The following is a 20640-nucleotide window of genomic DNA, read 5'->3' on the forward strand; positions in this document are numbered from 1 at the left end:
AGCACAGCGTCACCCAGGCGCGGATCGAGTTCGGGCTCCGGACGTTCGGGGCGAGCCCGCTGCCGGTCCCCGTCGAGCTGGAACACGACACCGAAGACCCGTACGCGATCGTCGCGATCCTTCACGCCGGAACGAACGTCGTCCGCTGGATCTTCGGGCGCGATCTGCTCGCCGACGGTCTGCTCGCGCCGACGGGCGAGGGTGACGTCCGGGTGAGCCCGGCCGCCGACAAGTCCCTGGCCATCATGGAGCTGAACTCGCCGGACGGCGCCGCGGTACTGGAGGCGCCCGCCCAGGAACTGGCGGCCTTCCTCGACCGAACCTACGAAAAGGTGCCGGTCGGCCAGGAGTCGCGGTGGTTCGACTTCGACGAGGAACTGGCCAAGCTGGCGCTGCAGGACTGAACCACCGCCTGGCTCACCGGACAGGGGAAGCGAGCGACTCCAGCCGGTCGGCGGTCCCGTCGGCGCCGGGGAAGGCGTCGATGATCTTGGCCAGCCGCGCCGCATTGTCAGCGTAGGACCGGTCGGTGAGCACGGTGCGGACGGCCTCGGCGATCTCCACCGGGGTGGCGGTGTCGCCGTCGAGCGCGAGCCCCGCCCCGAGCCGGGCGACCTGCGCGGCCAGCAAAGGCTGGTCCGCGGCGGCGTTGGGCAGGCACACCACGGGGACGCCGTGGGCGAGGGAGGCGGCGATCGTGCCGTGCCCGGCGTGGGTCACGGTCACCGCGACCTCCGGCAGGATTTCGGCGTGGGGGAGGAACCGGGTGTAGAGCACGTCGGGGTCGGCAGGCAGGTCGTCCGCTCCGGTCATCCCCGTGGTGACGACGACGCGGTGCCCGCCGTCGGCCAGCGCGGTCACGGTCCGCGCGATGCGTGAGCGTTGGTCCCACGCCAGCCCGGTCGAAAAACTCACCAGCACCAACGGTCGTTCGTCGTCGGGGGACCACGGCCGCTCCCGGCCACGCGGGGTGTGCGGCGCGAAGACCGGGCCGACGAACTCGCAGGAGGCGGGCACGTCCGCCGCGATCGGATGCAGCGCGGGGACGCTGGTGCACACCGCGCGAAACGGCCGCCAGGTGTCCCAAAGTGCTTGTACCGCAGGGAGATCCGCGTGCGCGCGGACGTCGTTGACCGCGTCGAGCGCGAGGGCGTCCATACCGCCGCCGGGTGGCACGAGCGCACCGGGCGCGCTGTGCACGAGCACGGTGGCCGGGATGCCGAGGCGTTCGGCGGCGGCCAGCGCGCCGAACATCAGACAGTCGATCACCAGCCCGTCGAATCGTTCCGTGGCAAGGAGTTCCGGCAGATCGTCGAGGTGCCGCGGGCAGGCCCAGACGACGTCGGTGAGCACCGGCATCCAGTCGGACGGCGGATTCTCCGGCCACGTACGCTGCGCGCCCCGCAGCACCCGGAAGCCGAAGCCGAGCGACTCGTACCGCGACTGTTGGTGGGCGTAACCGGCGAAGACGACGGTGTGTCCTCGCTCGGCGAGCGCGGCGCCGAGGCCGAGCGCGGGCGTCTGGTTGCCCGCGCCGTCCCAGGTGACGAACAGGAACCGGGCCATCTCGATCATCCCCCCAGTACTGCGTTGATCATCATCGACATCGTGGCTTCGGCCTCGGCGCGGGAACGGCCCATATCGCGGCGCAGCAGCTTCCACGTGTAGACGTCGCACACGCACACCAGCGCGTCCACCACGCGCCGCCGGTCCGCCACCGGATGCCGGGCCAGCAGAGGAGCCAGCTGCGCTTCGACGTGCGCGCGGTGGCGTTCGCGGCCGAGCTCGACGATCGGTGCCACGGCCGGATCCCGTTCGTCGGCGAGGTTGCCGAGCACGACGTCGCCGTACTTCTCGTAGTGGTCGAACCAGGTCCGCACCGAGCCCGCGACGTCGCCGGGCTCGGCCTGCCTGAGTTCGGCGGCCATGTCCGCGACCACGTGATCGAGCGCGGCGGCGAACAGTTTCTGTTTGCTGCCGAAGACGCGGAGCACCGTCTGCACGGTGACCCCGGCGTTCCCCGCGACGTCGTCGAGGCGGATGTCGGAACGCAGCCGTTCGCTCATGAGCTTCGCGGCGGCGTCGAGGACGCGTGCCCTGGTCTGTTCGGCGCCCGCCGCCCTGGCCCGCATCGTGTAGGGCCTCGCCGATTTCATGTTAGTCACGTTAACGCCAAATACGGGGCCCGGTCAACGCGCCTCAGTCGAGCCCGGTCCCGTCCCGTACCTCGCGGCGTGCCAGTTCTTCGATGAACGTGCCGTCGGCGAACGCTCGCGCTCGCAGCAGCGCAATGGCGTCGTCGGGAGAGCAGCCGTGACGGACCGACAGCATGCCCGCGGCCTGATGGACCACGTCCTGGTACGAGGTCTCGGTGAACAGCCGAAGCGGGTCACTCACCTCCGGCGCCTGCGGCGAGGGCAACAGGACCGTCCGGGCGAGCGCGTCGGCGACCCGGTCCGTGGCCATCGCGAGTGTGTCGGCGATGACCGGTTTCCGCTCCAGGATGCACAACGCCCCGACGCAGGTGATGGGCTGCTGCAACGGCACCGCGAGAACGGCACGTACCCCGGCTCGCCGCACGGCGGGTGCGTAATGCGGCCACCGGGTGGTCAGCATGTCGTCGACGGCCGTGACGGTGCCGCCGCTGATGCCGGCGTCGGTGGCCGGGCCTTCTCCCGCGACGAACTCGGCGTCGCGGGCTACCAGGGCGTCGTGGCCCGAGGTCGTCGACAACGCGACCTGGTTCTGGTCGTCGAGCAGGGTGACCAGGATGCTGGCGTTACCGAGTGCCGCTCGGAGGGCCGCGGCGAACACGGGCCTTCCCCCCGCCCCTGACGGCGCGTCGAGCCAGGAACGCAGCTTCTCGGCGTGGAACGCCTGGAGCTCGGCCGAGGTCCGGTGCCGTTGCTCCGTCCGGCGGTGCAGGGCCGCCATCCGTTCGCGGAGACCTCGTAACGAAGCAAGATCGTGGACGGCCAGTTTCTCATAATGTGCGGCAAGCGCGCCTGCTCTGGTGGCGCGTTGCTGTTCACGGGCGACCTCAAGCCATAGCCTGGTGATGACCGCGTGTGTGGCCTCTGGCTCTGGCACCTGTTCAAGGTACCCCTGCGGGGCGGATCGTAAGCACGATGAACGGACACGCCTTGATGGCGGTGACTGAAGGGCCGGGTGTTGAACGACCGGGAAAGGTGGCTGGCCGAGGCCCTGGTGGACCTGGCGGACACCGTCGATGCCGATTTCGACGAGGCCGAGTACGCCCACACCGTCACCGCGAGGCTGGCGGAGCTGCTGGAGCCGGGTGAGCCGGGGCTCCGGCTCGCGGACGCCGGCGGAACGGTACGCACGACCGTGGCGAGTACCCGGCGGCTGGGTGAGCTGCTGGCGCTGGAGGCCGACGTCACCGAAGGTCCGTGCACATCCAGCCAGCGCGGCGGGAAGGACCTGGTCAACGACGTGCTCGGCCTCGCCGACACGAAGTGGCCTCGCTACGCCCCGGCGGCGCGGAAGCACGGATTCGCCTCGGTTTCCACGATGTCCTTGCGGCACGGGGAAAGCGTGGTCGGCAGCCTCTGCGTGCTCAGCCCGCTCGGCAGCACGGTCACCGGAACCGAGATCCGCTCGGCAGGCGCCGTGGTCTCCGTCGCGACCACCGGCATCCTGCACAACCGGATGCTGCGGGACAGCACCAGGACGTCGAGCCAGCTCCAGTACGCGCTCACCAGCCGCGTGCTGGTCGAGCAGGCGAAGGGGGCGGTCGCCGTCCGGCTCGGCGTGCCACCGGGCGAGGCGTTCGACATCCTCCGTGCCTACGCGCGGCGGCACAACCTGCCGCTGAACGACGTGGCGAAGGCCGCGATCGACGGGAAACTGTCCGGCTACGACCTCATCGCCGATCTCGCACCGCGCCGGAAACGGGTCTCGCGGGGCGGTCAGCCCCGGTAGGTGTCCTCCATCAGGAGCACCACGCCGTCGTTGTCGGAGTCCAGCGGTGAACAGGTCACCGTGCAGGTGATGTGCCGTCCGATCCGGTTGACGGCCTCGATCTGCTGCGGGACCGCCCGTTTGCCGCTTTGCGTGCACTGCTGGACGGTCTCGCGCAGCGACGCGGTCGGCAGCCCGAAGTCGAGACTGAAGAACACCTGGCCGACCACTTCTTCCGAGCGCAGGCCCCAGAGTTCCTCGGCGCCCTTGTTCCAGCTCCGGACGAACAGATCCGCGTCGATCACCACCACGCCCGCGGCGACGCTGGACAGCACGCCCTCCAGGAAGGTGCGGGCCTCGTCGAGTTCGTCGGTGCGGGCGCGCATCTCCTCGTTCATCGTCTCCAGTTCCTCGTTGCCGGACTGGAGTTCTTCGTTGGTGGTTTCGAGTTCTTCGTTGGTGGACTGGAGCTCTTCGTTGGTCGTCTCCAGTTCCTCGATGCTGGACTGGAGTTCTTCGTTGGTGGTTTCGAGTTCTTCGTTGGTGGACTGCAGCTCCTCGCGGGCGGTCTCCAGCTCTTCCCGCTGCCGCTTGACGTTTCGCTGCAGCTGCGTGATGGCGGTGGAGTCGTGGAAGGTGACCACGACCCCGGCACCGTTCGCGTCGCTGCCCCACAACGGCTGGATGTGGATATCGAGGTACTGCACCTCGTTGGTGTCGATCCGGCGTTCGATGGAGTCGACGCGGACGACGCGGTGCTCGGTATAGGCCTGTTCGATCAGCGAGCGTAGTTCGATCGGCCGGTAGGACACCTCGAGATCGCGGAACGGCCTGCCGACGTCGCGCGTGGTGAGGCCGAACAGGGATCGCATCGCGCTGTTCGCCATGATGACGGTGCCGTCGGTGTCGATCCCGAGCATGGCGATCGGCATGGCCTCCATCGCCAGCTCGCGCAGCTGCCGTTTCTTGCGGACGTCGTCGGGGTCGATCGTGACCCCGGCCTCCAGCTTGACCGGCGTGGTGCGGTACATCGTGGCGGCTTCGCCGGTACGCCGCTGGAAGATCCGCTGGCGCATGTTGACGACCTTGAACCGGTCGCCGTTCGACAGGAGCATCTCGGCCTTGCCGAGGAAGAGGTACGCCGCTTCGCGCAGCGCGAAGTGGAACCGGTCGATGATCTGCGTCTGCGCCTCGACGTTGAAGTACATCAAGGTATTGCGGCACACCAGGAGGTCCAGCCGGGAGATCGGCGCGTCGCGGGTGATGTCGTGGCGGCCGAAGATCACCCGGCGGCGCAGATCGGGCCGGAACGCGTGGAGCATGCCGTTCGGCTCGAAGTACTTGTTCCGCAGGTCCTCCGGCAGTGCTTCCAGTGCCCTGGACGAGTAAAGCCCCGCCCGCGCGTCGCGCAACGCCTCTTCGTCGACGTCGGTGCCGTAGATCTTGAGCCGTTTCACGCATTCCTGGACGCCCAGCGCCTCGGCGAACAGGATCGCCAGCGAGTACGCCTCCTCGCCGCTGGCGCAGCCCGCGCTCCACACCCGGATCTCTTCGCCGGCCTCGATGTTCGCCAGGATGCCGGGGACCACTTCGCGCTGGAGGACCGACCAGGCCTCGGTGTCCCGGAAGAAGCTGGTGACGTTGATCAGGATCGTGTTGAACAGGAAGCCGAACTCCTCGCTGCTGGCCTCCAGCCGGTCGCGGTAGTCGGTGTAGCTGTCGATTCCCACCTCCGCCATCCGCTTCCGGACGCGGCGGGTGAGGCTGGTGCGCTTGTAACCGGTGAAATCGAAGCCGCGCGAGTCGCGGATGAAGGCCAGCAGGGCCTCCAACTCGTCACCGGCGGCGTTCGGGGTGACGGTGTTGTCCGGCTCGGTCATGACATCCTCGCTTCGACGAGCCCGCGGATCACGGGGGCGATCTCGTCGAGCTGGAGCACGAAGTCGACCGCGCCCGCCTCGACGGCGGCCTCCGGCATGCCCCGGAATTCGGCGGTCTCGGGGTCTTGGGCGATCACCGTACCGCCACGGGATTTGACCGCCGACGCACCCATCGCCCCGTCGGCGCCGGTCCCGGTCAGCACACACGCGAGCGCGCGTTGCCCGTAGGTTCCGGCGACCGATTCGAAGAGCAGATCGGCCGACGGGCGCAGGAAATGGACGAGCTCGCTGTTGGACAGGGTCAGCTGCCCGCCGGGCTCGACGAGCAGGTGCTTGTCCGGGGGAGCGATGTACACCGTCCCCGGCTTCGCCTGCTCACCGGCCTCCGCCAGCCGCACCGGGAGCTTCGCCCGGCGGCCGAGGACCTCCGCGATGATCGTCTTGTGCCTGCGGTCGAGGTGCTGGACGAGCACCACCGGCACCGGGAAGCCGTCGGCGAAGCCGCTGAGCACCCGCCCGAGCGCGGTGATTCCGCCTGCCGAGGACGCCAGGGCCACGATGGCATACGGCGGCAGCCCGGCCTCGGGGCCGGACACGGCGGCGGTCATGTCCCGGTGGCGGTATGGGGTTGTTCTGGCACCACGACAGCGTAGCGAGGGGAGCGGGGTGCCGGGGCCGGTCCCGGCCCGTGTCGCCGAGGGGGTCGCCGGTTCGGGCGACGCACCTGAGAGGCTGGGGCGGTGTCCACCAGTCTGATCCGGCGCTTCTTCGACGAGCGCGAGCCGCCGACGCCGTGCCTCGTCGTCGACACCGACGTGGTCGCCGCGCGGGCGGAGGAGTTCGCGACGGCGTTTCCCGGCGCCCGGATCCGTTATGCGGTGAAGGCCAATCCGGCGCCTCCGGTGGTCGACGCGCTGGTCGCGGCCGGGGCGGGTTTCGATGTCGCCTCGCCGGGGGAGATCGCGCTGTGCCTCGAAAGGGGAGCGGACCCGGCGAAACTGGCCTACGGGAACACGATCAAGAAACCCGCCGACATCGCCTTCGCGTACGAGCACGGCGTGCGTGAATTCACCACCGACGCGGAGAGCGACGTCGAAAATCTCGCCCGGCACGCGCCGGGTTCGGCGGTATCGGTCCGGGTCCTGCTCGACGCGCCGGACTCGGTGACGCCGTTCGGCCGCAAGTTCGGCTGCGAACCTTCGGTCGCGCTCGACCTCGTGCTGCGCGCCGCGGACCTCGGACTCCGGCCGGGCCTGGCGTTCCACGTCGGCTCGCAGCAGCCGGATCCGTCCGCGTGGGAGATCGGCGTCGCGACCGCGGCGAAGCTGTTCGCGGAGGCCGCGGCGGCGGGTGTGGCGATGGACCGGCTGAACCTCGGGGGCGGATTCGCCGTCGCCTACCGCTCGGACGTGCCCACGCTGGCGGAGTATGCGGCGAAGATCGGCGACGCCTTGCGGGCGCATTTCCCGGACGGCGTGCCGGAACTGACCATGGAACCGGGCCGGGTGCTCGTCGCCGAGGCCGGGGTGCTGCGCACCGAGGTCGTGCTCGTCGCGCGTCGTTCCGCGACCGACGAGCGGCGGTGGGTCTACCTCGACATCGGCCGCTACAACGGGCTGGCCGAGGCGGAGAACGAGGCGATCGCGTACCGCTTCGAGCCGTTGGACGACCGCGGCGGGCCGTCGGGCCCGGTGATCCTCGCGGGGCCCACCTGCGACGGCGACGACGTCCTCTACCAGCGCACCCGGTACGAACTGCCGTTGACGCTGCGGGCGGGTGACCGCTTCGACGTGCTCGCGGCCGGTGCCTACACCGCCAGCTACGCCTCGGTCGCCTTCAACGGCATCGCACCACTGCGGACCTACTGTGTGGGGAGGTACGGGGATGACGGCTGAGCCGGGGCAGGTCGGCCGCTTCGCGGGCAGGCACGTGCTCGCCGAGCTGGGCGGGATCGACGCCGCGCTGCTCGACGATCCGGACCGGCTGCGCGAGCTGCTGGTCGCCGCGGTGACCGAGGCGGGCGCCACGGTGTGCGACGTGGTGGCCCAGCGGTTCGTGCCGCAGGGCGTCACCGTGGTCGCGATGCTCGCCGAGTCCCACGCGTCGGTGCACAGCTACCCGGAGATCGGCGCGATGTTCGTCGACGTGTTCACCTGCGGGGACCGCGCCGATCCCGAGCACGCCGTCCGGCTGTTCGCCAAGGCGCTCGACGCCGCGACGCTCGAACTGTCCACCGTCCTGCGAGGGGAACGCTGAATGCCCGAGATCACCGAACCGGTCGGCACCGGCCTGACCAGGGTGTGGCAGGTCGGCGAGGTGCTCTTCGCCGGGCGCACCGACTTCCAGGACGTCCTGATCGGACGGACCGCGCAGGGCGTCTCGCTCTTCTGCGACAACGAACGGCAGAGCACCGAGGCCAGTCAGCTCGTCTACCACGAGGCGCTGATGGTGCCCGCGCTGCTGCTCGCCGAGCGGGTCCGCCGGGTGCTGGTCATCGGGTCGAGTGAGGGCGTGGTGTGCGAACTCGCGCTGGCCGCGGGCGCGGAACTGGTCGACCACGTGGACATCGACGCCCAGACCGTCCGGGCCTGCGCCGGGCACCTGCCCTACGGGTACACGCCCGCCGAGCTGGAGCGGGCCGAACGCGCCGACGGCCCGGTGCGGATGCACTACCGCGACGGCTGGGAGTTCCTCGCAGAAGCACAGGAGCGGGGCGAACGCTACGACGTCGTCGTCATCGACCTGCCGGACGAGAACGCCGACCCCGCCGCCCAGCACAACCGCTTGTACGGCACGGACTTCCTGACCCGCTGCGCCGGTCTGCTCGCCGAAGGCGGCGTGGTGACCAGCCAGGCGGGCTGCCCGACGTTGTGGCGCAACGAGACCCTGCTCGCCTCGTGGCGGCGTTTCCACGAGGTGTTCGGGTCGGTGCTCTACCACGGCTCCGACGAGCACGAATGGGCTTTCCTCACCGGCCGCGCCGACCACGTCGACGACCCGGTCGGCCGCGCTGTCGGCCATCTCCGCGCGGGCAGGATCACACCGTCCACAATGGACGAGGAAGCGCTGCGCGGTTGCGCCGTTCCGCCGTATTCGCTGCGCCGCGCCGACCGTTAGCGGCGCCGGATCCGCCGCTGGGCCGATCCCCTACGGACGAAGGTTGTTTTGGTCTGGACCTTCGGGCAACGATGACCGTGCTTGGTCAGCGGGCCGGACGTGGGAAGGGGCACGGCGATGACGCTGGAGAGTCTCGGCGTCAGCGGCGCCGAGCAGCGGGTCTACGAGGTCCTCCTGCGGCATCCCGAGGTCACCTTCACCCGGCTGGCGGAGCTGACCGGGATGACGGCGGGCAGGCTGCGGCCGCTGGTGGCCTCGCTGGCGGGCAAGGGAATGCTGACCAGGACGACCGGGCGCCCTGCGCTGATCGTCGCCTCGCCGCCGGACATCGCGGTGGAGATCCTCGCGCAGCGGCGCCGGGCGGAGATCGAGCAGGCGCGGCTGTCCGGCGCGTCCTTCGGCGCGCGGCTGCGGCTGGAACAGGGGCCGGTCCGGCAGGTGATCCGCGACCGCGGTGCCGCGGCGCAGCGGTACCGGCAGCTGCACCAGGTCGCCAGGACGGACCTGCTCGTCGTCCGCCGGTCACCGGACGCGGTCGTGCCGCTGGAAACGCACCGGCAGCTCCAGCGGGAGGCGCGGGCCCGCGGCGTGCGCACCCGGACGCTCTACGAGGAGGGCGAACCCGCCCGGCCGTCGGCGCCGCACGAGCCGGAGGCGGGGGAGCAGGCGCGGATGCTGCCCGCGCCGCCGGTCCGGCTGGTGGTCGCGGACGGCCGGATCGGGCTCGTCTTCGCGGAGCCCGCGAGCGGGCACCAGGCGGTGGTGGTGTCGTCGGCGACCGTGGTGAGCGGGCTGGTGGCGCTGTTCGACCTGCTGTGGGAGCGGGCGAGCCCGCTGTGGCCGGAGAACGGCCGCGCCGGGACGGGCGAGGAGGACCAGCGGCTGCTCGTGCTGCTCGCCGCGGGACTGACCGACCAGGCGATCGGGCGCAAGCTCGGCGTCGCGCAGCGCACCGTGGAACGCCGGGTCCGCAGGCTGATGGACGCGCTCGGCGCGCGGACCCGGTTCCAGGCGGGGCTCCAGGCCGCCCGCCGCGGACTGCTCGAACCCTGAGGCCACGAAAAGGGTGCCGGTGCCATCGTCGGGTGATGGCACCGGCACCGTGACCGGCCGGTGGGTCGGGGGGTCAGAACCCGGCGGTCACCCTGGTGAAGTCCCAGTCCTTCTGAGCGATGCCGCTGCAGGTCGACTGCACGCCACCGCCGGGGCAGGGACGATCGCGGTTGACCGCCCAGAACGACAGCCGCGCCAGCCCGTTCGCCTTGGCCCAGTTCGTGATCCGGGTCCAGGTCTCCACGCTCGTCAGCTCCTGCTGATCGGACAGGCCGTTCATGCCGGAGATACCGACGTGGCCGAACGCGGTGGCGTCCGACCAGCCGAACACGGACTTCAGCTTGTCCTTCAGCGCGGTCGTGGCCTTGACGGTGTTGCCGTACATGTCCGCGCCACCACCGAAGTCGAACGGCATGATGGTGAAGACGTCGACACCGGCGTTGAGCGCCTTGGCCTGTTCGACGAGCCGGTTGCCCCACGAGTTCGGGCCCGCGGTGGTCGTGCCGAAGGTGAGGATCGTCCGGATACCGGGGTTGCCGGCCTTGACGATCTTCAGCGCGCCGAGGACGCGGTCCTGCACGGCCGCGTTCTCGAACTCGTCGGTGTTCTCGATGTCGATGTCGATCGCCTTGAGCCCGTAGGCGCTGATCACCTTCTGGTACGCGGCGGCGAGCGACGCCGCGTCACGGCAGTTCGGGCCGAGCTTGTTGCCGCTCCAGCCACCGAACGACGGCACGACCTGCCCGCCCGCGCCCTGGATGGATTTGATGGTCCGCGCGTCCACCCCGCCGGTGAGCGGCCGGTTGCCGTCCCACGCCGGGTTGCAGCCGCCGGAGGCCAGCACGAACGCCATCGTGAACCACTTGACCCCGGTCGCGCTCATCACCGATGTCGCGCTCGGCGGGTTGCCCCAGCCGAGGAACAGGTACGGCGCGCCGTTCCCGGCGGCCGCCGGGGCGGCGGACGCCGCGGGTGCCGCGACGAGGGCGGCTCCGAGCGCGGCCGCCGTCGCGGCCAGGCTCATCGAGGACCGAGCCTTCCCGAGTAATCGCTTGCGTATCATCATGAGTCCTTTCAGGACAGTCCGCCCCGGAGGGCGCTGATGAGTTCGCCGTTCGTGGTGTCGCCGGTGAGTTCCCAGAAGAACGCGCCGCCGAGACCCTGCTCCTTCACGTAACGCGTCTTGCCGCCGATCGTCGCCGGGGTGTCGTAGCTCCACCAGTTGCTGCCGCACTTGGCGTACGCGGTGCCCGCGACGGTTCCGGTGGACGGGCAGCTGTTCTTGAGCACCTTGTAGTCCTCGATGCCCGCTTCGTAGGTGCCGGGCGCGGGGCCGGTGGCGGTGCCGCCGGGCGCGTCCTGGGTGACGCCGGTCCAGCCGCGGCCGTAGAACCCGACGCCCAGCAACAGTTTGCTCGCCGGGACACCCTTCGACTTCAGCTTCTGGATGGCCGCGTCGGTGTTGAACCCGGCCTTCGGGATGCCGTCGTAGGCGGTCAACGGCGAGTGCGGTGCCGTCGGGCCCTTCGCGTCCCAGCCACCGAAGAAGTCGTACGTCATCACGTTGAACCAGTCGAGGTACTGCGCCGCGCCGCCGTAGTCGGTCACGTCCATCTTGCCGCCGTTGCTCGCGTCCGCGGTGATCGCCGAGGTGACCAGGAAGGAGGAGCCGAACTTCGAGCGCAGTGCGGACAGGAGGTTCTTGTAGGCGTCGGGACCGCTGGTGTCACAGCTGAGGCCGCACGCGTTCGGGTACTCCCAGTCGATGTCGATGCCGTCCCAGATGTCCGCCCAGCGCGGGTCCTTGAGCAGGTTGTAGCAGGACTGCGCGAACGCGGCCGGGTTCTGCGCCGCCTGGCCGAAGCCGCCGGACCAGGTCCAGCCGCCGAACGACCAGATCACCTTGAGCCCGGGGTGCATCTTCTTCAGTTTGCGCAGCTGGTTGAAGTTCCCGCGCAGCGCGCCGTTGTCCCAGGTGTCCGCCACACCGTCCACACTGGACCCGGCGTCGTAGAACTTGTCGTAGTCGGCGTAGGTGTCGTCGTTCGCGGAGCACGAACCGTTCTTGACGTTGCCGAAGGCGTAGTTGATGTGCGTCAGCTTCGAGGCCGACCCGCTGGTCTCGATGTTCTTGACGTGGTAGTTGCGGCCGTAGACGCCCCATTGCACGAAGTAGCCGACGTTCTTGAGGCCGCCGGGATCCGGTGGAGTCGTGGTCGTCGGCGGGGTGGTCGGTGTCGTCGGCACGGTGGTCGGGGTGGTGGGTGCCGTCGTGGTGGTGGGCGGGGTCGTGCCGCCGTCGCAGGAGCCGCCGTTGACCTTGCAGCCGCTGGGCGCGCTGTAGGTGCCGGAATACTGGACGTTGAAGCCGAAACTCACCGACGCGCCGGTCGCGACGTTGCCGTTCCAGGTGCTCTTCACGGTGACGTGCTGGCCGCTCGTGGTGTAGCTGCCGTCCCAGAGCGACGCGATCTTCTGCCCGGCGGCGAGGTCGAATTCCACGGTCCACGAGGAGACCGGGGCCGGCGAGCCGTTACTGATCGTGTACTTGCCCTCATAGCCGGCACCCCAGTCGGAGCCCTTGCTGAACGCCGCGGTCACACTGCCCGCCGCGCTCGCCGGGGCCACCACGAGCCCCGCACCGAGCGTGCCCGCGGCCAGCAGCAGCCCGAACAGGTGCCATCTTTTCCTGGACATCGTTCTCCTTGTCGACACTGAGAAGGAATCAACTCTGGTACTGGGCGACGATCTTGCTGAAGTCGTAGGGCTGCTGGGACACGCTGCTGCACTTGCCGTCGACCCAGCCGGTGGGCCGGGTGCACTCGCGGTCGCGGTTGAGCGACCAGAAGGAGAACCGGCCGAGCCGGTGTTGCTGGACGTAGCCGAGCAGGGTGCGGAAGGTGTCGGCGGTGAACAGCTCGCTCGGCTGGTCGGTGTGCCCGTTCATCAGGATCAGCCCGGTGCGGGCGTAGACGCCGGCGTCGTCGAGATCCGGCCGCAGGGTGCGGAGCTGGCCGTGTACCTGCTCCATGACCTTCTGGACGTCGGCGGCCATGCTGCCGCCGGGGCCGCCGTAGTCGAAGGCCATGATCTTGTAGAGGTCGATCTGCGCGCCGATGTCCCGCGCCCGCTGGATCTCGTCCTTGCCGAGGCCGGACAGCCCGACCGTGGTGGTCGGCAGCGTGAGCGTCACGTGCAGGTCCGGGTTGCGTGCCTTGAGAGTCTTGACCGCCTGGAAACGTTTCGTCTCGCCCGCGACGTCGCCGAGGTCGTCGCCCTCGATGTCGAGGTCGATATGGGTGAGCGAGTACTTGGTGATGACCTGCTGGTAGGCGTTCGCCAGCGAGGCCGCGTCACCGCAGGCCGCGCCGAGTTCTCGGCCGTTGTAACCGCCGAAGGACACCGAGACGTCGCCGCCCGCCTGGCGGATCTGGGCCACTTTCCCCGCCACCACGGTGTCGGAGGCGACCGGCTGCGCGGCGTTGCCGTCCCACATCGGTGTGCAGCCGCCGCCGTCGGGTGCCAGCACGAACGCGAGGATGTAGCTCTTCTGCCCGCTGGCCGCGATGGCGGCGCCGATGTCCTGCGGGTCGTTGTCGAGCGGCATGTAGTACGGCGCGGCCGTCAGCCCGCCGGTGGACGGGCCCGGCGGAGTCGTGGTGGTCGGTGGTGTGCTCGTGGTGGGGGCGGTCGTCGGGGGAGTGGTCGTCGGTGGTGGGGTGCCGGTGCACGGCTGTCCGTTGAGGGTGCAGTTCAGCGGGCTTCCGGTGCCGGAAACGGTGAAGCCGAACGATGCCGCCGCGCCGGCCGCGACCGTGCCGTTGTACTCGCGGTTGGTGAAGACGTAGTGGCTTCCGCCCGGGGTGAGCAGGGCGTCCCAATACGTGCCGACTGCGCTTCCCCTCGGCAGGTCGAACTCCAGCTTCCAGCTCGTCAATGCGGCCGAACCCGCTGTGACGGTGTACTTGCCGGTGTAACCGGAATCCCATGTGGACACTGTGGCGAAGCTCGCGGAAGCACTGGTGGCCGCGCCCGCGAACTGCTCGCCCGCGAGCACCGCCGCGGCGGGCAGCAGTACCGCGCCCGCGGTCAGCGCGGCCGCTCGGCGGATGCGGCGAATCGTCGTCTTCATTGACGGCCTCCCGGAAAGCGTGTTCCTCCGACGCTACGTGGTCTGGACCAATTATGGGGAGGCGGGATTCCGCCGTGTCGGTATTCCGACAGACGCGCTGAGTAACCGGCGGGCCGTCCGTGCCGGATCCGCGCCCGCTACGCTGGACATGAAACCCGGAAATTACGGAGAGCACATCAGATGAGTTCCACATCTTCTCCCCGGTCGGCCGCCGCGCGGCGGCGACGGTCCACAGTGGCCGTGAAGGAGTCGCTGCGGGAACTGCGCAGCCAGCTTTCGCTGCTCAACCACCAGGTCGGCACGCGGCTGGAACTCAAGGACGTCGACCTGGACTGCCTCGAGCTGATCGGCGCGCACGGCCCGCTGAGCCCGAGCGTGCTGGCCCGGCTGGCCGGGCTGCATCCGGCGACGGTGACCGGGATCCTGGACCGGCTGCAGCGCGGCGGCTGGGTCGTGCGGGAACGGGATCCGGACGCGGCCGACCGCCGGGCCGTCACGGTCCGCGCGGTACGGGACCGCAACGCGGAGCTCTTCGGGCTCTACGCGGGCATGAACAGCGCGCTGGACGAGCTGTGCGCCGAGTACTCCGAGCGCGAACTCGAACTGCTCGCCGGTTTCCTTCGCCGTGCCACCGCGGCGGGCAAGGAAGCCACCGAGGAGCTGACGGATCGCTGAGCGGCGGTCAGTTCGCGGCTCTCGCGCGCAGCACCGCCGCGACCCGGACGCACCAGGCGCGGTGTTCGGCTTCGAACCGGCGCCCGCGCAGGCAGGTCAGGTACGGCCCGACCCGATCGCCCTCGCGCAGGAACGTCTCCTCGTCGCGCTTCCCGCGCATGCGGTGCAGCAGCTTGTCGAAGACCTCGATCTTGGCGTCGGCGAGCTGGATCCGCTCGTCGAGCTGGCGGACCACCTCGCCGGTTTCGACGGCGTCGGCGGCCTGCACCTTGACCATCAGATCGTCGCGGATGAACGACGGCTTGGCGGGCGCGGCGGCGAACCGCTGCAACTCGGCCACGCCCGCGTCGGTGACCGTGAAGAGCCGCTTGTTCGGCCGGGTCTCCTGAATGACCTGACGGCCGGTGACCAGGCCGTCCTTCTCCAGCTTCGCCAGCTCCAGGTAGAGCTGCTGGGGCTGCGCGTGCCAGAAGTTGGCGACACCGACGTCGAACGCCTTGGTCAGCTGGTAGCCGCTGTGCTCCCCGTCCAGCAGCGCGGCCAGTACGGCGTGTCGCAGAGCCATCCCGTCACGGCCTCCCTTGTCTCCTACTCATATCGAAGTATAGTCAATTTTATGACTATGAGGACGCATCCCTTCCGCGCGGCCGTCGAAGCCGGTGACCACGAGGCCGTCGCCGCGTTGCTGGCCGAGGACGTCGTGTTCACCAGTCCGGTGGCGTTCAAGCCGTACCAGGGCAAGCCGATCACCGCGGCGATCCTGCGCGCGGTGTTCCGGGTGTTCGAGGATTTCCGCTACGTCCGCGAGATCGCCGACGGCGCCGACCACGCGCTGGTCTTCCAGGCCACTGTGGACGGCAAGGAGATCACCGGCTGCGACTTCCTGCACACCGACGAGGCGGGCCTGATCGACGACTTCATGGTCATGGTCCGGCCGCTGTCGGCCGCGAAGGCGTTGTCCGAGGCCATGGCCGCGCAGTTCGAGCAGATCAAGAAGGAGGCCGCCGGGGTGTGACGCGGTAGCGGAGGAGGACGACTCCGTTGCCGAAGGACCGGGTCTCGGTGAGTTCCAGGTCTTCGGGTGTCTCCGAAGCGGGGAACAACGGCTTGCCGTCGCCGAGGACGACGGGGTGGACGTAGACGCGGTACTCGTCGATCAGTCCGTGCCGCCGGAACGTCGCGGCCAGATTCGGGCCACCGAGCGCGAGATCGCCGCTCGTGCGTGCCTTGAGCGCGAGGATCTCCTCGGGGACGACCTCCCGCACGATCGTGGTGTTCCAGTCGGCCCGCTCCAGCGTCCGGGAGAACACGTACTTCGGCATTTCGCGCCAGATTCCCGCGAACTCGGCCTCCGCGCCCGTGCTCGCCGGATCGGCGTCGGCGGTCGGCCAGTACGCGGCCATCAGCTCGTGGACGACCCGGCCGTCCAGGAACGCGCCCATCGCCCGGAGTTCGTCGTTGAAGTGGCTGTGCAGTTCCTCGTCGACCCGATGCCAGCTGATGTCGCCGCCCGGCCCCTCGAAGAAACCGTCGAGCGACATGGACATCGACAGCACGATCCGTCCCATGGCCGAAGCGTACGGGAGCGGTACGACAGTCTTGCGTGTTTAGGTTAGCCTAACCTTGCAAAATCAGTCCGGCTTGGGGTCCAATGGGGTTATGGAGCATGTCTCGATCAGTGAAGTCGCGCGTCACTTCGGTCTCCCCGCGTCGACACTGCACTACTGGGAGCGCCGGGGGCTGATCACCTCGCACCGGCGTTCCGGCTGGCGTTACTACGACCGCGACCAGTTGTACCGTGTCGCCCAGATCCGGTTGTGGCGTGACGTCGGGCGGCTGAGCCTCGACGACATCGCCGCCGTGCAGGCGAGTGCCGCCGCGGACCGCGACTGGCGGGAAACCGTGGCCGCGCGGATCGAGGTGCTCGAGGACCAGATGGATCGGCTGATCTCCGCGCGGACCTACCTGCGCCATCTGCTCCTGTGCGGACAGGAGGACGCGTCGCATGAATGCCCGCACTTCCGCGCGAGCGTCGTCCTCCCGGAGCCAAGCCGTTCGGAGGCTTGACAATCGAAGAAATTCGCTTGACCTCAAGTTAACTCGAAGTGGCAGTCTCGGCAGATGACTGCGGAAGGGTTGATCGACACCACCGAGATGTACCTCAAGGCGGCCTACGAGCTGGAGGAGGACGGCGTCGTCCCGCTGCGCGCCCGCATCGCCGACCGCCTCGGCCAGAGCCCGCCGACCGTGAGCCAGACCGTCTCCCGCCTGGAACGGGACGGTCTGCTCGAACTGGACGACGACCGGCATCTCGTGCTTTCCGAGCGGGGGCGGCGCCGCGCGGTGCGGGTGATGCGCAAGCACCGGCTCGCCGAGGTGCTGCTGGAGCGCGTGATCGGGCTGGACTGGGCGACGGTGCACGTCGAGGCGTGCCGCTGGGAGCACGTGATGTCCGAGGAGGCGGAGCGCCGCATCTTCGACCTGTGCGGCAAGCCGCGGTACAGCCCTTACGGCGCGCCGATTCCCGGCCTCGCGGAGTTCGACGCCGCCGTCGAGCCGGCGCGGGTACCGGGCGGGGTGCGCGCGCTGTCCGAGGCCGTGCCCGGTGGCCGGGCGCGGTTGTACCGGATCAGCGAGCGGATCCAGGAGGACATCGCGTTTCTGCGCGCCCTGCGGGACGCGGGGATCGTGCCCGGCGCCGAGCTGGAGTTCGCGCCGGACGCGCACCGGGTCGAGGTCCGCACGGAGACCGGCACGCTGAGCCTCGACCGGCGTCAGGCCGCGATGCTGCTCGTCGGCGATTCCACGGGGGACCGCGCGCCTGCCGGGTTGCCGGGCTGGCTCGCGTCGTCCCGGTGAACGCCGGGGGTTGACTTCAACCCGAGTTGAGAACGCAGAGTGCTGGCCGACCTCGTTCGCGGGACCTCGTCGTCCCGGTCCGGATAGGAGACAGCCATCAGCACGACGCCCTCGCACACCTTGACCAGCGCCGCGGCCGCGTTGCGGGCGGGAACGGTCACGAGTACCGGCCTCCTCGAGGCGGCCATCGCGGCCGCCGACCGCGGAGACCCGGTGTACGGCGCCTACCTGAGGAGGTTCGACGACGCCGCCCGCGAGTCGGCGGCCCGTGCCGACGCCGAACTCGCCGCCGGGCGGGATCGCGGTCCGCTGCACGGGATTCCCGTGGGGATCAAGGATCTCATCGCCACCGCCGAGGGCCCGACCACCGCGCAGAGCCGGGTGCACGACCGTGCCTGGTGGGCGAAGCGGGACGCCACGGTCGTCACCCGGCTCGAGGCGGCGGGCGCGGTCCTCACCGGCAAGACCACCACGATGGAGTTCGCCTGCGGGCTGCCGGAAGCGGCCGACCCGTTCCCGATGCCGCGCAATCCGTGGCGGCCGGAGCACTGGGCGGGCGGGTCGAGTTCGGGGGCCGGGATCGGCGTGGCGACGGGGATGTTCCTCGCCGGGATCGGCTCCGACACCGCGGGCAGCGTCCGCATGCCCGCGGCGTTCTGCGGGGTGAGCGGTCTGATGCCGACCTACGGCCGGGTGCCGAGGACCGGCTGCGTGCCGCTGGCCCCCAGCGTCGACCGGATCGGCGCGCTGGCGCGGAGTGCGCGGGACTGCGCGGCCGTGCTGGAGGTGCTCGCCGGGCCGGATCCGGCCGACCCGGAGTGTGTGTCCGCGCCGTTCCGCTGTCCGGACTTCGACGGCGACCTCACCGGGCTGCGGATCGGTGTCGTCCGCGAGGGCCATTTCCCCGAGGGGTGCGATCCCGCGCTGGACGGCGTTTTCTCTGCGGCGCTTGACGTTCTGACCGGGCTGGGCGCGCGGGCGCGCGAAGTCGTGCTGCCGTACCGGGCGGAGTTGACGACCGCGGTCGTGGCCGTCGTGACGAGCGAGGCACTGGCCCGCCATCGCGGCGAGTTGTCGCGCCGATGGCATGACTACGGCCGGGGTTTCCGGGGCGAGGTGGCGCACGGCGCGTTCGTCAGCGGGGCGGATTACGTTCAGGCACAACGGGTCCGGCGGGTCGCGCAGGAGGCGGTCAACCGGGTCTTCGCGGACGTCGACGTCATCGTGTGCCCGACCGCGACGGCCGGCGCACCCCGGGTCGCCGAGCTGGCCGGGCCCGGCGGCGTGCCGGACAGCGGTGTGTTGTTCCGCCTGCTCACCACGCCCTACTGGAACGGGCTGGCCAACCCGGTGCTGGCGGTGCCGATGGGCTTCACCGCGGACGGGCTCCCGTTGTCGATGCAGCTGGCGGGCCGTCGTTTCGCGGAGGCGGAGCTGGTGCGCGTCGGCGAGGCGTACCAGCGTGTCACCGGCTGGCAGCTGCGCACGCCGCCGGTCGCGGCGGAGGCGGCGGCATGAGCGGGGAGGTCCGGGTGCTGCTCGCCGCCGCGGCACTGCCCGCCACCGAGGTGGAGGTCGAGGCGATGGCGGCCCGATATCCCGCGTTCCGCGCCGCCGTCGATGCGCTCCACGACGTCCCTGCCGACCGAGACTCTGCTGAAGGGGACTTTCCTCGCACAGGATGAGCTGAAGGGGACTTTCCTCGCATGTGACGAGACGAAAGTCCCCTTCAGCACCCGCCGCTCAGCCGATGAAGCCCGCGGCCTTCAGCCAGTCGTGCGCCACCGCGTTGGGCTTCTGGCCGTCGACGCTCACCTTCTTGTTCAGATCGGTCAGCGTCCTGGTGTCGAGTTTCGCGGCGATACCGGCGAAAACCTGTTCCAGCTGCGGGTACTTCCGTGCCAGCGGCGTGGCGATCGTGATCGCCGGGTTGTAGATCGGGAAGAAGTGCTTGTCGTCTTCCAGCACGGTCAGCTGCTGGCCCGCGACGCGGCCGTCGGTCGAGGCGACTTCGCCGAAGCCGCACGTGTCGCCCTTGCCGACGGTCGGGTAGATCACCGCGTCGTTGACGAGGTGTTCCTGCGCCGGGGGCAGGGTGAAGCCGTAGGTCTTCTCCAGACCGGGGAAACCGTCGTCGCGGCTCTTGAACTCGGGGCCGATGCAGGTCGACGCGGCGGCCGGGTTCGACTTCACGAGCGCCGCGTAGTCGGACAACGTCTTGACGCCGGTCTGCTGCAAGGCTTTCTGGTTGGCCGCGATCGCGTAGGTGTCGTTGGCGGGGGAACGGGCCCACCAGGTGATGTTGTTGGCCTCGTCGGCCTTCTTGACCGCGTCGTACTGTGCCTGCGGATCGCTGATCGGCTTGGTCTGCTTGAGGAAGCTGATCCACGCGGTCCCGGTGTACTCCCAGTACAGATCGACGGCGCCGGTCGTCAGCGCCTGCCGGACGTTGCTCGATCCGGTGATGTTGGTCTTGTCCTGCGGGCTCGCTCCCGCCGCCTGCAAGGCGACCACGGCGATCTGCCCGAGCAGCAGCTGTTCGTCGAACTCCTTCGAGCTGACCTTGATCTGGACGCCGTTGAGCGCCTCGATCTTCTTGATGGATCCCTCGCCGACCTGCGCACCACCGGAGTCCTTGCCGATCGTGCAGCCGCCGGCGAGGGACACGGCCGCGACGAGCGCGAGCACGGCGGCGACCGGACGTGGGGGCATGCGCATGGACTTGCTCCTTCTCGTGGTGTCGGGTCAGGTGCCGCGTGGTTTGAGGAATTCCTCCACCACGAGGCCCAGCCAGTCGGCGAAGAGCGCGAGCGCGGCGACGACGAGACCGAAGGTCAGGCTCAGCGTCGGCCGGTACAGCCCGATCCCGGCGACGAGGCCGCCGCCGAGCCCGCCGCCGTCGATGAACGTCGCGAGCGTGGCGCGCGCGCCCGGGTGGGCCCACGCGGGGCGGGTGCCCGCCCGGCTCCCCCGGCCGGCCCACCGGAGGTCGCTTCGCCCCAG

23 protein-coding genes and 1 pseudogene are annotated in these 20640 nt (G+C 70.0%); 12 read left to right on the forward strand and 12 right to left on the reverse strand.

The features are described from left to right. The coding region (locus tag ACFWY9_RS32240; RefSeq protein ID WP_378340628.1) for an SsgA family sporulation/cell division regulator at positions 1–404 on the forward strand (404 nt) is incomplete at its 5' end. 13 nt (positions 405–417) lie between these two features. Here ACFWY9_RS32240 and ACFWY9_RS32245 read toward each other — a convergent pair. The 3 genes from ACFWY9_RS32245 to ACFWY9_RS32255 are packed head-to-tail and all read right to left on the reverse strand — an operon-like array spanning position 418 to position 2934. Further along, on the reverse strand, positions 418–1575 hold the full coding sequence (locus ACFWY9_RS32245) for a glycosyltransferase (protein WP_378323866.1): 1158 nt from the start codon (positions 1573–1575) through the stop codon (positions 418–420). Next, positions 1572–2156: a TetR/AcrR family transcriptional regulator gene (locus ACFWY9_RS32250; RefSeq protein ID WP_378323865.1), complete on the reverse strand. Its 585-nt coding sequence runs from the start codon at positions 2154–2156 to the stop codon at positions 1572–1574. The genes ACFWY9_RS32245 and ACFWY9_RS32250 overlap by 4 nt, the downstream gene beginning before the upstream one ends. Positions 2157–2199: 43 nt before the next feature. Beyond that, on the reverse strand, positions 2200–2934 hold the full coding sequence (locus tag ACFWY9_RS32255) for an ANTAR domain-containing protein (protein ID WP_378340629.1): 735 nt from the start codon (positions 2932–2934) through the stop codon (positions 2200–2202). A 237-nt stretch (positions 2935–3171) separates the two neighbouring features. Here ACFWY9_RS32255 and ACFWY9_RS32260 point away from each other — a divergent pair, with 237 nt between their 5' ends. Then, positions 3172–3942 carry an ANTAR domain-containing protein gene (locus ACFWY9_RS32260; RefSeq protein ID WP_378323862.1) on the forward strand — a complete coding sequence of 257 codons (771 nt, stop codon included), beginning with the start codon at positions 3172–3174 and terminating at the stop codon, positions 3940–3942. On the opposite strand, the gene ACFWY9_RS32265 is transcribed toward ACFWY9_RS32260, so the two are convergent. Both ACFWY9_RS32265 and ACFWY9_RS32270 read right to left on the reverse strand, forming a co-directional pair. Next, entirely contained in the window at positions 3930–5801 is a 1872-nt protein-coding gene (locus ACFWY9_RS32265) for a CheR family methyltransferase (RefSeq protein ID WP_378323860.1), read from the reverse strand. The genes ACFWY9_RS32260 and ACFWY9_RS32265 overlap by 13 nt on opposite strands. Next, the gene (locus tag ACFWY9_RS32270; RefSeq protein ID WP_378323859.1) at positions 5798–6409 is read right to left on the reverse strand and encodes a chemotaxis protein CheB; all 612 of its coding nucleotides are present in this window, start codon (positions 6407–6409) and stop codon (positions 5798–5800) included. Before ACFWY9_RS32270 ends, ACFWY9_RS32265 begins: the two co-directional genes overlap by 4 nt. Positions 6410–6541: 132 nt before the next feature. On the opposite strand from ACFWY9_RS32270, the gene ACFWY9_RS32275 reads away from it, so the two are divergent. The 4 genes from ACFWY9_RS32275 (at position 6542) to ACFWY9_RS32290 (ending at position 9971) form a co-directional block, all read left to right on the forward strand. After that, positions 6542–7696, forward strand: a complete 1155-nt coding sequence (locus ACFWY9_RS32275; RefSeq protein WP_378340630.1) for a type III PLP-dependent enzyme — start codon at positions 6542–6544, stop codon at positions 7694–7696. Beyond that, the gene (gene speD / locus ACFWY9_RS32280) at positions 7686–8057 is read left to right on the forward strand and encodes an adenosylmethionine decarboxylase (protein ID WP_378323857.1); all 372 of its coding nucleotides are present in this window, start codon (positions 7686–7688) and stop codon (positions 8055–8057) included. Before ACFWY9_RS32275 ends, speD begins: the two co-directional genes overlap by 11 nt. Further along, on the forward strand, positions 8058–8918 hold the full coding sequence (locus ACFWY9_RS32285; protein ID WP_378340631.1) for a spermidine synthase: 861 nt from the start codon (positions 8058–8060) through the stop codon (positions 8916–8918). 117 nt (positions 8919–9035) lie between these two features. Beyond that, positions 9036–9971, forward strand: coding sequence for a helix-turn-helix domain-containing protein (locus ACFWY9_RS32290; RefSeq protein ID WP_378323854.1), 936 nt, complete (start codon positions 9036–9038; stop codon positions 9969–9971). Between the two features lie 73 nt (positions 9972–10044). On the opposite strand, the gene ACFWY9_RS32295 is transcribed toward ACFWY9_RS32290, so the two are convergent. Genes ACFWY9_RS32295 through ACFWY9_RS32305 form a run of 3 tightly spaced genes read right to left on the reverse strand, consistent with a single transcriptional unit; the run spans position 10045 to position 14103 of the window. Next, positions 10045–11037, reverse strand: coding sequence for a chitinase (locus ACFWY9_RS32295; RefSeq protein WP_378340632.1), 993 nt, complete (start codon positions 11035–11037; stop codon positions 10045–10047). An 8-nt stretch (positions 11038–11045) separates the two neighbouring features. After that, on the reverse strand, positions 11046–12668 hold the full coding sequence (locus tag ACFWY9_RS32300; RefSeq protein ID WP_378340633.1) for a glycosyl hydrolase family 18 protein: 1623 nt from the start codon (positions 12666–12668) through the stop codon (positions 11046–11048). Positions 12669–12696: 28 nt separating this feature from the next. Beyond that, entirely contained in the window at positions 12697–14103 is a 1407-nt protein-coding gene (locus ACFWY9_RS32305) for a cellulose binding domain-containing protein (protein ID WP_378340634.1), read from the reverse strand. Between the two features lie 180 nt (positions 14104–14283). Between ACFWY9_RS32305 and ACFWY9_RS32310 the strand changes: the two genes are divergently transcribed. Then, positions 14284–14778, forward strand: coding sequence for a MarR family winged helix-turn-helix transcriptional regulator (locus ACFWY9_RS32310; RefSeq protein ID WP_378340635.1), 495 nt, complete (start codon positions 14284–14286; stop codon positions 14776–14778). Positions 14779–14785: 7 nt separating this feature from the next. Here ACFWY9_RS32310 and ACFWY9_RS32315 read toward each other — a convergent pair whose 3' ends face one another. Beyond that, positions 14786–15343: a PadR family transcriptional regulator gene (locus ACFWY9_RS32315; RefSeq protein WP_378340636.1), complete on the reverse strand. Its 558-nt coding sequence runs from the start codon at positions 15341–15343 to the stop codon at positions 14786–14788. Positions 15344–15394: 51 nt separating this feature from the next. Here ACFWY9_RS32315 and ACFWY9_RS32320 point away from each other — a divergent pair, with 51 nt between their 5' ends. Further along, positions 15395–15793, forward strand: a complete 399-nt coding sequence (locus ACFWY9_RS32320; RefSeq protein WP_378340637.1) for a nuclear transport factor 2 family protein — start codon at positions 15395–15397, stop codon at positions 15791–15793. Here the strand turns inward: ACFWY9_RS32320 and ACFWY9_RS32325 are convergent. Continuing rightward, positions 15768–16346 carry a dihydrofolate reductase family protein gene (locus ACFWY9_RS32325; RefSeq protein ID WP_378340638.1) on the reverse strand — a complete coding sequence of 193 codons (579 nt, stop codon included), beginning with the start codon at positions 16344–16346 and terminating at the stop codon, positions 15768–15770. The genes ACFWY9_RS32320 and ACFWY9_RS32325 overlap by 26 nt on opposite strands. Before the next feature lie 91 nt (positions 16347–16437). Here ACFWY9_RS32325 and ACFWY9_RS32330 point away from each other — a divergent pair, with 91 nt between their 5' ends. The 4 genes from ACFWY9_RS32330 to ACFWY9_RS32345 all read left to right on the forward strand — a co-directional run bounded on the left by ACFWY9_RS32330 (position 16438) and on the right by ACFWY9_RS32345 (position 19322). Beyond that, on the forward strand, positions 16438–16845 hold the full coding sequence (locus ACFWY9_RS32330; protein WP_378323846.1) for a MerR family transcriptional regulator: 408 nt from the start codon (positions 16438–16440) through the stop codon (positions 16843–16845). A gap of 54 nt (positions 16846–16899) precedes the next feature. After that, complete coding sequence (locus ACFWY9_RS32335; RefSeq protein WP_378340639.1) at positions 16900–17637, forward strand: metal-dependent transcriptional regulator; 738 nt, start codon at positions 16900–16902, stop codon at positions 17635–17637. A 120-nt stretch (positions 17638–17757) separates the two neighbouring features. Continuing rightward, positions 17758–19155 carry an amidase gene (locus tag ACFWY9_RS32340; RefSeq protein ID WP_378340640.1) on the forward strand — a complete coding sequence of 466 codons (1398 nt, stop codon included), beginning with the start codon at positions 17758–17760 and terminating at the stop codon, positions 19153–19155. Next, entirely contained in the window at positions 19152–19322 is a 171-nt protein-coding gene (locus ACFWY9_RS32345; RefSeq protein ID WP_378340641.1) for a hypothetical protein, read from the forward strand. Before ACFWY9_RS32340 ends, ACFWY9_RS32345 begins: the two co-directional genes overlap by 4 nt. 58 nt (positions 19323–19380) lie before the next feature. Here the strand turns inward: ACFWY9_RS32345 and ACFWY9_RS32350 are convergent, their stop codons facing one another. Both ACFWY9_RS32350 and ACFWY9_RS32355 read right to left on the reverse strand, forming a co-directional pair. Then, entirely contained in the window at positions 19381–20355 is a 975-nt protein-coding gene (locus tag ACFWY9_RS32350) for a glycine betaine ABC transporter substrate-binding protein (protein ID WP_378340642.1), read from the reverse strand. A gap of 27 nt (positions 20356–20382) precedes the next feature. Then, positions 20383–20640, reverse strand: a pseudogene (locus ACFWY9_RS32355) (glycine/betaine ABC transporter permease); the annotation flags it as partial.

The sequence above is a fragment of the Amycolatopsis sp. NPDC059027 genome, from assembly GCF_042739735.1.
In the GTDB taxonomy this organism is placed as follows: domain Bacteria; phylum Actinomycetota; class Actinomycetes; order Mycobacteriales; family Pseudonocardiaceae; genus Amycolatopsis.